General features: G+C 51.8%; 12 protein-coding genes. 2 read left to right on the top strand and 10 right to left on the bottom strand.

Annotated elements, in window-relative coordinates; translation table 11 throughout:
- Positions 1 to 74: 74 nt before the first annotated feature.
- Positions 75 to 839, bottom strand: coding sequence for a class I SAM-dependent methyltransferase (locus tag KDC22_RS08810; protein ID WP_246553411.1), 765 nt, complete (start codon positions 837 to 839; stop codon positions 75 to 77).
- Positions 840 to 1,144: 305 nt separating this feature from the next.
- On the opposite strand from KDC22_RS08810, the gene KDC22_RS08805 reads away from it, so the two are divergent.
- The gene (locus tag KDC22_RS08805) at positions 1,145 to 3,166 is read left to right on the top strand and encodes a methyl-accepting chemotaxis protein (protein WP_246553407.1); all 2,022 of its coding nucleotides are present in this window, start codon (positions 1,145 to 1,147) and stop codon (positions 3,164 to 3,166) included.
- A 46-nt stretch (positions 3,167 to 3,212) separates the two neighbouring features.
- On the opposite strand, the gene KDC22_RS08800 is transcribed toward KDC22_RS08805, so the two are convergent.
- From KDC22_RS08800 to KDC22_RS08775, 6 genes are all read right to left on the bottom strand, one after another.
- Entirely contained in the window at positions 3,213 to 4,109 is an 897-nt protein-coding gene (locus tag KDC22_RS08800; RefSeq protein ID WP_173138045.1) for an alpha/beta fold hydrolase, read from the bottom strand.
- A 590-nt stretch (positions 4,110 to 4,699) separates the two neighbouring features.
- Positions 4,700 to 4,954 (bottom strand): aspartyl-phosphate phosphatase Spo0E family protein, encoded by a 255-nt coding sequence (locus tag KDC22_RS33380; RefSeq protein WP_425517052.1) that lies wholly within the window; start codon positions 4,952 to 4,954, stop codon positions 4,700 to 4,702.
- A 198-nt stretch (positions 4,955 to 5,152) separates the two neighbouring features.
- Positions 5,153 to 6,370: an aminotransferase class I/II-fold pyridoxal phosphate-dependent enzyme gene (locus tag KDC22_RS08790; RefSeq protein ID WP_173138047.1), complete on the bottom strand. Its 1,218-nt coding sequence runs from the start codon at positions 6,368 to 6,370 to the stop codon at positions 5,153 to 5,155.
- Positions 6,371 to 6,383: 13 nt separating this feature from the next.
- On the bottom strand, positions 6,384 to 6,878 hold the full coding sequence (locus KDC22_RS08785) for an Lrp/AsnC family transcriptional regulator (RefSeq protein WP_173138049.1): 495 nt from the start codon (positions 6,876 to 6,878) through the stop codon (positions 6,384 to 6,386).
- 133 nt (positions 6,879 to 7,011) lie between these two features.
- On the bottom strand, positions 7,012 to 7,410 hold the full coding sequence (locus tag KDC22_RS08780) for a spore coat protein (RefSeq protein ID WP_425517007.1): 399 nt from the start codon (positions 7,408 to 7,410) through the stop codon (positions 7,012 to 7,014).
- Between the two features lie 55 nt (positions 7,411 to 7,465).
- A complete protein-coding gene (locus KDC22_RS08775) occupies positions 7,466 to 7,699 on the bottom strand; it encodes a hypothetical protein (protein WP_173138051.1) in 234 nt (77 codons plus the stop codon).
- A gap of 181 nt (positions 7,700 to 7,880) precedes the next feature.
- On the opposite strand from KDC22_RS08775, the gene KDC22_RS08770 reads away from it, so the two are divergent.
- Positions 7,881 to 9,116, top strand: coding sequence for an NAD(P)/FAD-dependent oxidoreductase (locus tag KDC22_RS08770; RefSeq protein WP_211722756.1), 1,236 nt, complete (start codon positions 7,881 to 7,883; stop codon positions 9,114 to 9,116).
- A gap of 75 nt (positions 9,117 to 9,191) precedes the next feature.
- On the opposite strand, the gene KDC22_RS08765 is transcribed toward KDC22_RS08770, so the two are convergent.
- The 3 genes from KDC22_RS08765 to dcuS all read right to left on the bottom strand — a co-directional run bounded on the left by KDC22_RS08765 (position 9,192) and on the right by dcuS (position 13,968).
- Positions 9,192 to 10,385, bottom strand: a complete 1,194-nt coding sequence (locus KDC22_RS08765) for a YncE family protein (protein ID WP_211722755.1) — start codon at positions 10,383 to 10,385, stop codon at positions 9,192 to 9,194.
- Between the two features lie 287 nt (positions 10,386 to 10,672).
- Positions 10,673 to 12,232, bottom strand: coding sequence for a flavocytochrome c (locus tag KDC22_RS08760; protein ID WP_211722754.1), 1,560 nt, complete (start codon positions 12,230 to 12,232; stop codon positions 10,673 to 10,675).
- A gap of 125 nt (positions 12,233 to 12,357) precedes the next feature.
- Entirely contained in the window at positions 12,358 to 13,968 is a 1,611-nt protein-coding gene (gene dcuS, locus KDC22_RS08755; RefSeq protein ID WP_211722753.1) for a DcuS/MalK family sensor histidine kinase, read from the bottom strand.
- Between the last annotated feature and the right edge of the window lie 9 nt (positions 13,969 to 13,977).

Raw genomic sequence — 13,977 nt, 5'->3', positions numbered from 1 at the left:
TTCCCTCCTAAGTTGCAAATCACATAGTAATAGTGTAATCGTTCTTAGGTATGGTGGCAAACAAAGTTCAACATTTACGGCTTGCGGAACGTTATACAATACATCAGGCCCTTGCATACTTCCTTGTATTCGATCTCCAGCATATTAGGCGGAATAAGACCAAGTATCCCGGGCATCTCTTCCCCCTGCTGAAAATACCCCTTAACCACCGGCACCTTCCCGTACGTCCCCTTCACCAGCTTCTCCGTCTCATCGGCAATCATCAGCCTTGTGCCCGGCTTCGCCACCCGGATCATCTCCAGCACCGCAGCAAGCGGATCACTGAAATAGTTGATTCCGCCGACATGGTAGACGCAGTCGAAGCTGTTGTCCCGGAAAGGCAGTCTCTCTGCCGTCCCCTGGAACAGATGAGCCTGCAGCTTCCAGCGCTTCACATTGCGCACCGCCTGCTTCAGCATTCCGCTGGAAATATCCAGCCCGTACAGCTCCGCCTTCGCGCTAAGATACGGGAAGTTATCGCCGCTGCCCACCGAGGTCTCCAGCACACGCTGACCGTCACGCAGCTCAAGCGATGACAGGAACTGCTCTCTGTAGCTGCGTTCCCCGCCGAACTTCAGGGCGAAGTAGGCCTTGTTGGACAGCCGGTAAAAGCGGGCAATCCGGTTGTACAGCTCCAGGTACTTTTTATTGCTGCCTTCGGCATCCTCTTCTTCCAAAAAGGCCAAAAACCCGTGCTTCCACGGATATTGCCGCCCGTTCTCCGGGTTGACGGCCCCCGTCTCCTCCAGCTTAAGCTCACCGTATGTACTCGGGTCCCTCAGCATTTGTGCTTGCAGCATCTCTATCATCCTCTTTCCTGACATCGTACAGTTCAGCCGCTTACTCTGAAATGTTCTTGAGTATTCATTATATACCCGCAGTCCGAAGCCTCCATCCGTCCCCGGGTCTGCCGCAGACTCAGCCTCAGGTCGTATAAGATACGACATTTTTTTATTTTTTTCGACAAAAGATAACAACTAAATGAGATCTCCAGCCGATGATATTCAATATACTTGTTTAAAAGTTTCACTATCATAATGGGGGGATTCACATGGCAAATGTTGTTCACAAGGGAAGTTCAAGACTCCGGTTCAAAAGCATACGTATGAGAACATTTGCATTCATCCTGCCTATCTTCCTGATCACGCTTCTGCTGGTCGCCTTATTGTCGTACCTGTATTCCAAGAATATGATCCGGGATGAGGTCAGACAAAAAATGGATTTGCAAATATCGGAACTTTCAGGCGAAATTAATGCAAATCTAAATGAACACAGTAAGGTTCCCGAGGTGCTTGCACGGACGCTGGAGAGCCGTGCTACTGCATTCACGCTGGATCAATACAGAACCATGATCAGCCATGCGCTGACAGCGAATACAGACACTTTTGGGGCCGGTATTTATTTTGAACCGGGACGGTATGACCGTAAGCTGAAGTACTTCTCTACCTATGCTTACCGCGACGGTGCCAAGATTGTGACTACAGAGCAGTACAATGACCCGGAATATGATTATCTTAAGCAGAATTGGTATACGGCCGGCAGGGAGCACGCCGGCATTACTGATCCGTTCTATGATACGGTTACCAAGACGACGATGAGTACGTTCAGCGTGCCTTTTTATGATGAGGCCCATCAATTGCTGGGTGTGATGGCTGGTGATATAGATCTGCAGACGCTGCAGAACCGGATTGAACAGACCAAGGTCGGGAATACGGGCTGGGCCTTCCTGCTGGACAAGCAGGGCAATTACATTGCCGGACCTGATCAAGAGAAGAATATGCAGCTGCAGATCACCGCCGAACCGGATGCAGAGCTGGCCGCAGCGGGAACAGCAATGCTTAAGCAGGACCGCGGGATGGTTACATACCCTGCTTCCGGCGAACCCATTCAGATGTATTATGAGAAGCTGCCGGATACCGGCTGGACTCTTGCCCTCGCTATTCCGGAGAAGGAGCTGTACGCGCCGCTGAAGGGGCTGCTCCGGTCGATTGTGCTGGTTAGTCTTATCGGTCTTGTGCTGACGTTCGCGGCGGTGTATCTGTACAGCCGATATATTACCCGGAAGCTGGCCCGCGTCAGTGAGATGTCCCAGCGGATGGCGGCAGGGGACTTCACGGGGAAGCTCAGTGTGGACAGCCAGGATGAGCTCGGCGATATGGCCGGACATATGAACCGGATGATTGACAATCTAAGCGGACTGCTGGGAAGCATCGCCGACCACTCGCTTCAGGTGGCTTCCACCTCGGAGGAATTAATGTCGAGCGCCAATCAGACCAATCTTACGACAGAGGTCATTGTGGAGAACATTCAGGATCTGGCGGGCGGGGCGGATACTCAGCTTCAGTCTACCCGCGAGTCTGCAAGAGCCATGGAGGAGATGGCCGCCGGAGTCCAGCGGATTGCGGAAGCTTCGATGGACACGGCCCAGGCAGCCGGACGGGCTGCCAGCCAGGCGCAGAATGGGCATTCGGTGATTATGGAGGCCGTGGAACAGATGGAGGAGATGGAACGGGCCGCAGCAGATACCTCCGGCTTGATTGAGTCCCTGAACTCCCAGTCCAAGCAGATCGGAAATATTGTCGGACTGATTAAAGGCATCAGCGATCAGACCGGTATGCTGGCCTTGAATGCGGCGATTGAGGCGGCTAGAGCGGGTGAGTATGGACGGGGCTTCTCGGTCGTTGCCAGTGAGGTGAAGAAGCTGTCCGAGCAGACGGCAGAGGCTGCCGGTCATATCAGCAGCCTGATTCTCGAGATTCAGCAGGGAAATCTGGCTGCGTCGGATGCCGTGCTTGCCAATGCTAACGCCGTTCAGGAAGGCTCACGGATGGTTGGGGAAGCGGGGCGCCTGTTCACGGACATCCTCGGCGGCATCGGCGAGATTAACTCCCAGGTTCATGAGATGTCCTCCTCTTCCGAGCAGCTCCTGGCCGGAACGGAGGAGCTGACCTCCTCAGTAGAACAGATGGCCGAAATCGCACGGCAAGCCGTGGAGCGTTCGCAGAGTGTGGCTGCTTCCTCCGAGGAGCAGCTGGCTTCCATGGAAGAGGTCGCCGCTGCCTCTACTGAGCTTGCGAAGATGGCGGACGGGCTGCAGCAGGCAGTGGCAACGTTCAAGGTGAGCTAGAGCAACAACCCCCTGGGCTGTCCTCGGACGGACACAGGGGGCTTTTTTAGATGTGGACGTCCCGTCCCTTCAGGTAATCTATCAGCTCACGGTTAACTCGCTCTGGTTGCTCATGATTTAGGCCATGCCCGGCATCCGGTATGACTGAGTAACGAAACCCGCCGTCCTCAAGTATCCCTAAGAATTCCTTCTTATGACGCAGCTTATAATCACCCAGCAGAAAATAAAGCTTATCCCTTACCGCAATCGCTTTCTCTTTATCGTATGGCTGAAGCTTATGGGGAAACATGGCCTGCTGATTATGATTTTTCATCAATAACACCAGATGCTCTCCGACTTCCGGGTGCTTGTCAAAAAAGCCGGACGCAGGCGAACTGAGCTTCCTGGCTACTTTCAGCAGATTGCTATGTGTGGGAACAAGAATTTCCGGGAACATCATCAACAGCGTATGTAGCATGCTTTTTAACGGGGCAGTGACCATTCCTCCTTCCATGCAGACAGTCTTCAATACTCTTCGCGGCTCGTGAACTGTATAGTTGAAGGCCATGTACGCTCCGTTCGATACCCCTGCCACATAAAAGTGCTCAAGGTTCAGACCATCTGCAACCCCGTTCATCCAATCTACCTGATCAAAAGTCCGTTTATTGAACCTCTCACCTGGAATACTCTTACCCGGTCCTCCCAGCGTATCTACTGCAATACAATAAAAATGCCGTGACAGCTCCTTCATATTGAGCAGCCACATCACGGCCGAATTATCACCTACCCCGTGGAACAAAAGCAAGGGCGGATTCAACGGATTGCCCGATGATATACAATGGGTCAGACCGTATTTTGTAGTAATAGTTGATTCCCGGTGCTCTGTTCCCCACTGCGATAGCAGTTCGTTATAGGAGCTATGAACCCGTTCTTTACCGGAAGCGCTTTTAAATACCTTGATCATGGATCTTTCCACCTTTTGGATTTGGGATGGGTGCTATTGATTCTATTGTCATGAAGTGCAGAACCAGCTCTATTGATGGAACAGGAACAGTAGCCGTAGTTATAATACTATTTTATGGATAAATAAGTAAATGAACAAAAGACGAATTCCTCATGAATGCAATTCTATGCACCTCCTAATTTGAATGGGGGAATTCAGCCTGGAAGACGCACTATTTTAACCTGGGTAAGGTATTAATTTATCCTCTGGATGATTGTATTGTCAAAAGCAACGGATATCGTCCTTGAAGGGCGGCTATCTCCTCCGCCACTGCACAAGCAATTGGATAAACGTATCTTAGTTGAGATGATTTCGAGCGTCTGAGGTAATTAGTTGGAGTAACGTCATTTAATTTCGTACGTTTCCTCTACTCTGATTAATTTGCGGTCTATTAAGTGTTGTTGTTCCAACTGTTACCTTGCAAGGTCTCCTTCGTTCAGTAGCAAGTGCTGAAAATCCAACTGCTTCCGGCCACAAAATCCGGTCACAAAAAAAGGACATCTCCCGCCAAGGAGACATCCGTTATACTATCATTACGCTGCGACGCCGCGCTAATCCCGCTTGCGGTGGCGGCCTCGCATATACTCATTAATCTTAAGATCGAGCAAGCTGCTGATTGCAATGACGTTATCCGAGGTAAAGGAATTCTCCTGCATAAAGAGCTGTTCCATTCTGCTGCGGAGCATCTGAATTTCATCTTCCAGCGAGAGCCTGCGTGCATCAGCATCCCCTCTGGCAGGATGTATCCCGCTTCCGGAACCACATTTCCCGCCATAGGAAGGTAAGTAATAATCTGCGCTCAGCACAATCACCCTTCCTGATGTATTATTGCGCGGCACCCGGACAGAGAACATGTGGTTCTGTTCGTCCGGCCTTGTGCGCCCTATTCCCGGAATAAGAGGTCCATGTAAGTGTATTACAGGTGTTTCTTGTCCTTATAGTTAAATAATACCATGTCAAAAGGTGATCGGCTATAGTCCGATTTACTTCTTTCTGGATGCCTTCTATGCCCCTTCCCGGGCGAGTTCTGAGACAAATGCCCCAATTCGTTCAACCGCTTCATTCAACTGGGACACTGAGGTAGCATAAGAGCAGCGCAGGTAGCCTTCACCGCCCAGACCGAATACACTGCCCGGGACCGCTGCAACCTTATATTCCAGCAGCAGGCGCTGGGCAAATTGGTCTGAGGTGAGTCCTGTGCGCTGAATACTCGGGAACGCATAAAATGCGCCTTGCGGCTCATGACAATCCAGTCCCGCCTCCCGCAGCCCTTTGACAATCAGTCTGCGGCGCTGGTTATAAGAGTCTGCCATGCGGTCTTTCTCTTCCATCCCGTTGGTCAGTGCCTCCAGTGCAGCCACCTGGCCCATCGAAGGCGCACACATAACAGTGTACTGGTGAATCTTCAGCATGGCGGAGATCAGGTCCGGGTGACCGCAGGCATAACCCATCCGCCATCCGGTCATGGCGAAGGCTTTGGAGAATCCGCTGACCAGGATGGTCCGGTCCAGCATCCCCGGAAGGGAGGCGAAGCTGACATGATTGCTCCCATAGGTCAGTTCAGCATAGATCTCATCCGAAATGACAATGAGATCATGCTTCTCCACTACCTTGGCAATCGGCTCCCAATCCTCACGGCTCATGATTGCGCCGGTCGGATTGCTCGGATAACAGAGAATCAGAATCTTGGAGCGCGGGGTGATCTTGGCTTCCAGATCCTCAGCAGTCAACTTGAAGTTATTCTCCCCGAACGTCTCAATGCCAACCGGAATCCCGCCGCCAATCGCTGTAATCGGAGAATAAGAGATATAACAAGGCTCGGGAATCAGAATCTCATCTCCCGGGGCGATCAGAGCCCGGAGCGCCAGATCTATGGCTTCGCTGCCGCCGACCGTGGCGATAATCTGGTTCGCAGGATCATATTGCACCGCGAAGCGGGTATGCAAATACTCGGCAATGCCCTCACGAAGCTCCGGCATTCCTGCATTTGAGGTGTAGCCGGTGAAGCCGCGCTCCAACGAATAGACGCAAGCCTCCCTTACATGCCACGGGGTCTTGAAATCCGGTTCACCGACACCCAGCGAGATAATATCCTTGCTGCCTGCTGCCAGGTCGAAAAACTTGCGGATGCCCGACGGCTGAATCTGCTGGACCAGCGGGGCCAAATAGGAGTTCATGGACTTGCTTGTATCTCCTGTATGCTGACTGTTATTAATGATCATGACATTACATCCTTCACGGAGATATCATCAGACGGTTGTCTTCCTCATGCTCTTCAAAGATGATACCGTCCTGTTTGTATTTTTTGAGCGTAAAATTGGTCTTGGTTGATAGCACGGCATCAATCGGCGACAGCTTCTCTGAGACAAAATTGGCGACCTCGCGCAGATTGCGGCCTTCCACTTCAACCAGCAGATCGTAAGCCCCCGACATCAGATAGACTGACTTCACCTGCGGATACAGATAGATCCGTTCGGCAATACCTTCGAAGCCGCGGCCCCGTTCCGGCGTGATCTGCACCTCGATCAGGGCAGTCACCCGTTCATCATCCACTTTATCCCAATTGACAACCGTCGCATATTTCACAATAACATGATCCTGTTCCATTTGTGCAATCACGGATTTAACATCTTCTTCTTCCGCACCAAGCAGGGTCGCCATTAAGGCTGTTGAGCTTCGCGCATCCTCCTTGAGCAGTTCCAGCACTTTCCTCTTCAATTCTTCATTCATTTCCTAGCCTCCTGCGAAAAGAGTTTAGTATTAATATGACATGAAAATAACCGTTCTGCAAACAAAATAACCCCGCCGGGGCGGGGTTATAATAGATGAAGCGCTCTTATGCTTCACCAGTCAGGCGTCAGGGTTACATATAATAGGAACCGTTATTATGCTGCTGCACGTTAGCCTGATGCTGCGGAACATTGGAGCCGTGGTTGTAGGCACCTGCTCCGCCCGTTTTCTCGCGTACGAACTGCTGCAGTTTCTGCTGAGTCTGCTGGGCACTCTGAATCTGTTTGTCCACATCCTGGCGCAGTGCTTTACCGGGAGGGGCATACATGTTCAACTGAGACATCTGCATGTACAGATCTCCCTGAATTCTGAGGGTATCCATCGTTAATTCATTGAACACCCGTCTTACTGCCGGACAATTCGATTCTGTGGCTGCTGTTGTATACTCACGGACTGTCCGCTTCAAATCAGCCAGAATCGTGTAGAGTAAATCCTCATCCGCCATAAATGGCGTTCCATTGTGTACGTTCACCGTAATACCTCCTTAAAGTTTGTGAGCATCTGCTTCCGGTTGCTACAGACCCTACTTATTGCGGCTGGGTCGGCGCATACTGCTGATGCTGATGCAGCAGCTGTACCAGCATATCCATATGGTGGGTATGACTCTGGATCTGCTGGATGCAGATTCCCTGAACCGTGGAATTCTGGGTGGTTCCGGCTGTAGCAGCCAGCTGCTTAATCAGCAAATCCTCGTTGGAAATGGAATCGGCGATGTATTCCAATTCTTTTCCGCTAAGTGCCTGCATTTGGTTAGATTGCATGTTCGGTATTCCCTCCTTCTGGATGTTCAAGCGTTGCTTAGTATGCCTCAGAGGGAAAATCTTTATGTGCCTTCTGGCACAATGATAGCTAACCAATTATGGATTAACCCGTGCTCTACGCATTAGAATTTGTACAATTGCAAACAATATAACTCTGGATATTCAAAGGAGCGACCAAACCATGAGACTTATCAGCGGGCATCTGCCCTGGGAGCATACCCTGCTTCATCCTCCGGTGTATCCGGTACTTACTGAAGACATCACCTGCGACTGTCTTATTGTGGGCGGCGGTATGGGCGGAGCCATGATGTCCTACCGGATGTCCCATAGCGGAGCAGACACCGTCCTCATCGACAAAAAAACAGTCGTCACCGGAAGCTCCCACGCCAATACGGGGCTGATTCAGATCGCCAATGACAAATCGCTTACCTCTTGCATGAATACCTTCGGTGAAGAGAACGGCGTGCTGTTCTATAAGCTCTGTCAGCAGGCTATGCGTGCTATTCTTGAGCTGCCCGGCAAGCTGGATATAGATCCTCAGATTATGGAGCGCAGCAGCTTGCTGTACGCCAGCGTGCCGGAAGACGTACCTGTTCTGAAGCAGGAGAATGAGAATCTGATCAAGCACGGCTTCGACTCGGAGTTCTGGGATGAGGATACTATCCGCTCGCATTATTCCTTCTCCAAGCCCGGTGCATTATTCTCCAAAGGCGATGCGGAGACCAATCCGCTGCGGACCGCGCACAGCCTGATTCAAACAGCGCACTCCGGCGGGGTCCGGGTCTATGAGCACACCGAAGCCCTTCATTACGAATACAATGCTGACGGTGTAATCTGCCATACAGAGAATGGCCGGATCTTCGCGAAGAAGGTGGTGTTTGCCATGGGGTATGAAACCCAGGAGATGAAGAAGGACCGGGGCGCTGAGCTGATCAATACCTATGCCATTATGACCGAGCCTCTCCGCAGTCTCCCTAAATGGCATGAACAAAGTCTTCTCTGGGAAACGGCGCGGCCTTATTTATACTTCCGGACCACTCCGGACGGCCGGATTATTGCCGGAGGCAAGGATGAGGCGCTTACCAGTCCCGAGCGGCGGGATGTCCGGGTGCTCTCCCAGGGCCAGCGTCTCATAGAAGAGCTGGTGGCCTTGTTCCCTGAACTCCAAGGCGTCCAGGCCGAATATTCATGGGGAGCCGTATTCGGCACTACCCATGACGGACTGCCTTATATCGGAGAACATCCGGAGTATCCGAATTGTTATTTCATTGAGGGCTATGGCGGGAACGGGACCGTCTACAGTATGATCGCCGCCGAGCTGCTGGCAGATACGCTGGCCGGCAAGATCCGCCCGGAGCTGGACCTGTTCTCGTTGACCCGCCCTGCCAAGCCGGCGCCCTCTCCGGCTGTTATGTAGAAATGAGCTGCCCGGAAGCCGATTCGGCTTCCGGGCAGCTCATCTTTTATCTCCTAAGAACCACTGAATCTGGGATTATGAACTGACCACTGTACCCGAATTCTGCGTTTCGTAAGAGGCGACAATATTCTTGATAATGACATTAGAATCACTGGAGCCAGAGCTAATGTCAATGGCTGCCCCGGCAGTTGCGGTGGCCAGATCAATCGGAACAATAACCGATCTCTGTTCCACGTAAGCCTTGGTGCTATCCTGAGTAATCGTCAGATCGCCTGCGTAATAGAGTTCAATGAACTGAGATACCGTTCCCACCTCGTTATAAATTTGTAAGCCACACGGCGTATTGGCTGTAGCTTGAACCGTGATACACACGAATTCCGGGTTGGGGCATACGCGAATCTGGTCCTGACCTCTATAGCTTTTAATATCCCTAAGTTTTACGGGAGTAATCTCTCCGCTAGCTTTTATAGAGAGATCCTCAAAATATTTAAGGTAGGCCTTATTGGGTGGCGAGGTAGTGAACAATTTAGCCGGTGCGCTGCCAAAGTAAACTCCGGAGACCGTATTATCCAGCACACTTGTGTTTTTCTCTTCACCCGGAGTTGCACCGTTAAAATATTTCAGGAAGCCGTTCGGTCCCAGCACTCCCACAGTATGCCCATCAGGATGAATCACAAGGGGGTTATGGGGAGGATCAAAGGTAAGCTCAGAATTCATTCCAAATGTCGAAATCGAGTTATTATCAACCGAAATGGTTAAGATATAATCCTTGTTATCCTTATATTTACAAGCAACAAAGACAAGCGGGTTGTTGTCGGAGACGGCGAAGGCAAAGGGCTGGCCAACTCCAGTAGGGAGGGTTGTCAATACCTTATTGGTACGGTTATCGATGACCGTGATGGAGTGATTATTGGAATTGGCGACGTAGGCTTTTTGACCAAAGGGATGAACGATGACCGCCGTAGGAGCGGCAGGAGCTAAAGCCGTTACTCCACGGCCGACAGGTAAAGTAGCCATTACTTTATTGTTCTCGGTATTAATGATGGAGACACTGCTCTCGCCCGTGTTAACCACATAGACCTTGTTTCCCAGAGGGTCCATGCACATAGCGCCAGGCTGAGAACCAACCGGAATATGGGTGACGATGCTATCATCCGTGGGATCAATGACGGCAACTCTCCCAAATCTTACTCCAACCTCATAGGAAGCATAAAGGTAAGGAATCGAACCTGCTAAAGTACCGCTGTTGCTGATCTCGTTCTGATTCATTTGTAAAATCCCCTTTCTTGTAGCTGGACCTTATGGACTCACTGGTTCCAGCAGACCGACAAGCTGATGCAGGCGCGCCAGTTGTTCCGGATTCTGCATCAGGTTGTCTGAAGTAGGATATGCATTAATTTTCCAGCCTGACCATCAAAATGTCCTGCCGGGACGCAAAAAGGGCATTTGATAGCCAAGAGATGATAGACGCAAAAAGGATGCCCGCACAAGCCTGACGGCTGTGGAGCATCCTTTTTTCACTCTAAGAATAGATAGTACCCATTTGGAATAATAGCTTATTGCGCTTTGACAAATTCAGCTGACTTGATCCCTGCCTGGCGGCCGAAGATAATAATCTCGGCTACCGAGTTGCCGCCGATGCGGTTCTCACCATGCAGCCCGCCGACCACTTCACCTGCTGCGAACAGGCCTGTGATGGCTTTGCCGTCTTTGTTCAGGACTTCAGTATTGGTGTTGATGACCACACCGCCCATAGTGTAGTGAATCCCAGGGCCGATTTGAATCGCGTAATAGGGGGCCCCGGACAGATCATGGTCCATGCCGGTAGTTCTGCCGAATTCTGCATCCGATTTACTCTTCACCGCATTGTTCCAGGTATCCACTGTAGTCTTCAATTCAGCGGCAGGAATCTTCATTTGTTCCGCCAGCGCCTCAGGAGTATCTGCTGTCAGGACCACGCCCATCTTGATGTATTGCTCCACTGCTTTGACGCGGGATTTCACTCCGGAATCAAAGACAAGATAAGCTGTTTTCTCAGGGAGAGTATTAATCGAAGCGGTCACCTTGTCGCGGGTATTCATTTCGTTGCCGAAACGTTTGCCTGCACTGGATACGAGGATAGCCCCTTCCCCACGGACAGCCTCGCCGATCAGGTAGGATTTCTCCTGCTGTACTGTCGGGTGAACCTGAATCTGATCCATATCGACGGTGGTTCCGCCGACTTTCTCAATCATGGTGATGCCATCGCCGGTGCTGCCGATCTGATTGGTGGTTACCAGCCCTTCCAGGTCAGGTCTAACTTTGGAGATCAGCTCCTTGTTCGCACCGAAACCGCCGGTGGTCACGATAACCGCTGCTGCACTGATGACTTTCTCATCAGCCTGGTTGAACAGAACCTTGACGCCGTTCACCTTACCGTCCTGCACTGTAAGCTCCTTCACATCCGCATTAACGAACAGCGGAATCCCTTGCTCCTGAACATTTCTTACGAGCCCCGCAACCAGATATTGTCCGACTGCAGAGCCGTCTTCCGGACGGTGGGTACGCTTCTCCTTCATTCCGCCGGTAATCGTAATGTTGTTCAAGCGGATGCCAATCGAATCGAGCCAGTCAATAGCACTTGCGGAGCTATCCACGAAGAAATGAAGTAATTCCTTGTTGTTCGTATCGTGACCGCCCTTGAGTGTCTCTTCATAGAACAGCTCATTGCTGTCTTCGATTCCCTGTTCCTTCTGGAACTTCGTCTGCGAAGCATTCATCCCGGAGGACGATTTCGTAGTATTGCCGCCGGCTACAGGCATCTTCTCCAGAATGACCGGATTCATGCCGTTTGCCTTGGCTTCCAACGCCGCAGACATTCCTGCTCCGCCTGCACCGACAATGACGATATCATATTTATCTTGTAATTGATCGTACGGTGTATAGCTCGCTTCGGATGCTCCCGATAAGGCTTCGGCTGTCTCTTTAGGTGCAGCGGTTGCTGCAGGCTCTGTGGCCGCACTGTTGGTTCCTTTGCTCTCCTTGGTGCTGCTGCCTGCATTGTTGCTTCCGCAGCCCGCGATAACCAGCATCACAGACAGAACGAGGATGAGCGTCGCTGTTAATCTCTTATTCATTGTAAGACTTGCCCCCTTGTGCATATTTTCACAATTATCATAGAGGCAATAGAGGAGGTTTTGGAAGCTTCCGTAACTTATTAAAGAGTTTTGTAACTAAAGTAAGTGAATAACCGTCACAAAGTCTACATCTCCTCTTCCTTGACCGCATAGGGCACATCCACGATAAAATGGGCTCCCGGACCGCTGCCCGCGGCAAGCTGAACATGGCCGTTCAGTTTATCCACACTTTTCCTGACCAGATACAACCCGATCCCCCGCTGCTCTCCCTTGGAGGAGAAGCCCTGGACAAATATCTGCTCCTGCTGGTTCACTGGTATTCCCGGACCGTTGTCGCTTACCTCACATAACAGCCGCCCCTCTTCATATTGAAAAGCAAGTTCAACCCGCTTACCGGCTTGACCCCGGAATGCTCCGAGTACCTCCAGCGCATTATCCAGCAGATTGCCGGCAATGGTGATCAGCTCATGAATCACCTGCGGATCTGCCGGCTCCGGCAGATAGCTGTCCTCTGTCAGCAGCAGTTCAATCCCCGCTTCGCGCGCCCGGCTCAGCTTACCCAGCAGGAAACCGGCCATTACCGGATCTTTGATCTGTCTCGTAATCGACCCGATCTCCTTCTGGTAGTTGCTTACGGTGCCCAGAATATATTGCTGCAGCTCATCATACAGACCCATATGCGTCATGCCCATAATCACATGCAGCTTATTCATGAACTCATGGGCACCGGAGCGCAGGGCTTCTGCATAGACGGAGACTCCCGACAGCTTCTCAGCCAGCACCGCAAGCTCAGTCTCATCCCGGAAGGTGGCAATGGCTCCAACGATTGTACCGTTGACCCGGACCGGCAAACTGTTCACAAGCAGAGAGCTGTCCCCTAGCTCCAGTTCCCGGTCCTGTATCCCCTCACCGTTCACCAGCACCCGCTCCAGGCGCAGCTCCGGCCAATAATCGGCTATCTGCCGGTTGATGGCGCTTCCTCCAATCCCCGCTGCCTTCAAGAGCCGCTGGGCCTCCATATTAAGGATCGTAATCCGTGCTTCCTGGTCTACCGCGATAATTCCCTCACGCGTAGACTCCAGCATAGCGCTGCGCTCCTGCAGCAGCTTGGAGATATCCGCCGGCTCCATGCCGAAGACCATCCGCTTGATCCGTGCCGCCAGAATGAACGAGCCGCCAGCTCCAAGCAAGGCTCCCGAGACCAGGATCACGATAATCGTCCATTCATTCAGACGGACCAGCCGCTCGACCCTCTCTAGTGACAGACCGGCGATGACCACTCCTACCTGATGTCCCCGGTTGTTATAGACCGGAACGAAGCCCCGCAGCGACCTGCCCAGCGGCCCTGCTCCTTCCGAGATGCTCTCGCCCCCGCGCAGGGAGATTTCCTGCCCTCCTCCGGCAAAAGGCAGACCGACCAGAGAATCATCCGGATGGGAATAGCGGATACCCTTCATATCGGTCACCACTACAAACATAATGTCATTGCGGCGGGCGATCCTGGAGGTGTAGTCCTGGATCTCCTTGCTGTTTCCTTCGCTAAGCCCCTCTGAGACCAGCGGGATCAGGGCAATCGTACGGGCAATCGTAATCGCCTTATCCTCCAGTGCCTGCCGGGTCTGGGGAATAATCTGATTGCGGAAGATAAAGTATAAGATCAGCAATACCAGCAGCACAACGGCAGAGACCATGACGGCTACCATTGTCCTGAGACTGAGGCTTTTTGTTTTGCCCATGGGCACAAG

Source organism: Paenibacillus tritici (assembly GCF_018207515.1).
GTDB lineage: Bacteria > Bacillota > Bacilli > Paenibacillales > Paenibacillaceae > Paenibacillus_AQ > Paenibacillus_AQ tritici.
The sequence above is the reverse complement of the archived record's forward strand: the minus strand, read 5'-3'. Positions and strand labels throughout refer to the sequence as shown.

Bases quoted from the DNA above. Each gene is read 5' to 3' on its own strand.
- KDC22_RS08785 (WP_173138049.1), bottom strand. From the start codon at position 6,878: ATGAATGAAGAATTGAAGAGGAAAGTGCTGGAACTGCTCAAGGAGGAT.
- KDC22_RS08765 (WP_211722755.1), bottom strand. From the start codon at position 10,385: ATGAATCAGAACGAGATCAGCAACAGCGGTACTTTAGCAGGTTCGATT.
- KDC22_RS08810 (WP_246553411.1), bottom strand. From the start codon at position 839: ATGCTGCAAGCACAAATGCTGAGGGACCCGAGTACATACGGTGAGCTT.
- KDC22_RS08790 (WP_173138047.1), bottom strand. From the start codon at position 6,370: ATGATCATTAATAACAGTCAGCATACAGGAGATACAAGCAAGTCCATG.
- KDC22_RS08805 (WP_246553407.1), top strand. From the start codon at position 1,145: ATGAGAACATTTGCATTCATCCTGCCTATCTTCCTGATCACGCTTCTG.
- KDC22_RS08760 (WP_211722754.1), bottom strand. From the start codon at position 12,232: ATGAATAAGAGATTAACAGCGACGCTCATCCTCGTTCTGTCTGTGATG.
- KDC22_RS08770 (WP_211722756.1), top strand. From the start codon at position 7,881: ATGAGACTTATCAGCGGGCATCTGCCCTGGGAGCATACCCTGCTTCAT.
- KDC22_RS08800 (WP_173138045.1), bottom strand. From the start codon at position 4,109: ATGATCAAGGTATTTAAAAGCGCTTCCGGTAAAGAACGGGTTCATAGC.
- dcuS (WP_211722753.1), bottom strand. From the start codon at position 13,968: ATGGGCAAAACAAAAAGCCTCAGTCTCAGGACAATGGTAGCCGTCATG.
- KDC22_RS08775 (WP_173138051.1), bottom strand. From the start codon at position 7,699: ATGCAATCTAACCAAATGCAGGCACTTAGCGGAAAAGAATTGGAATAC.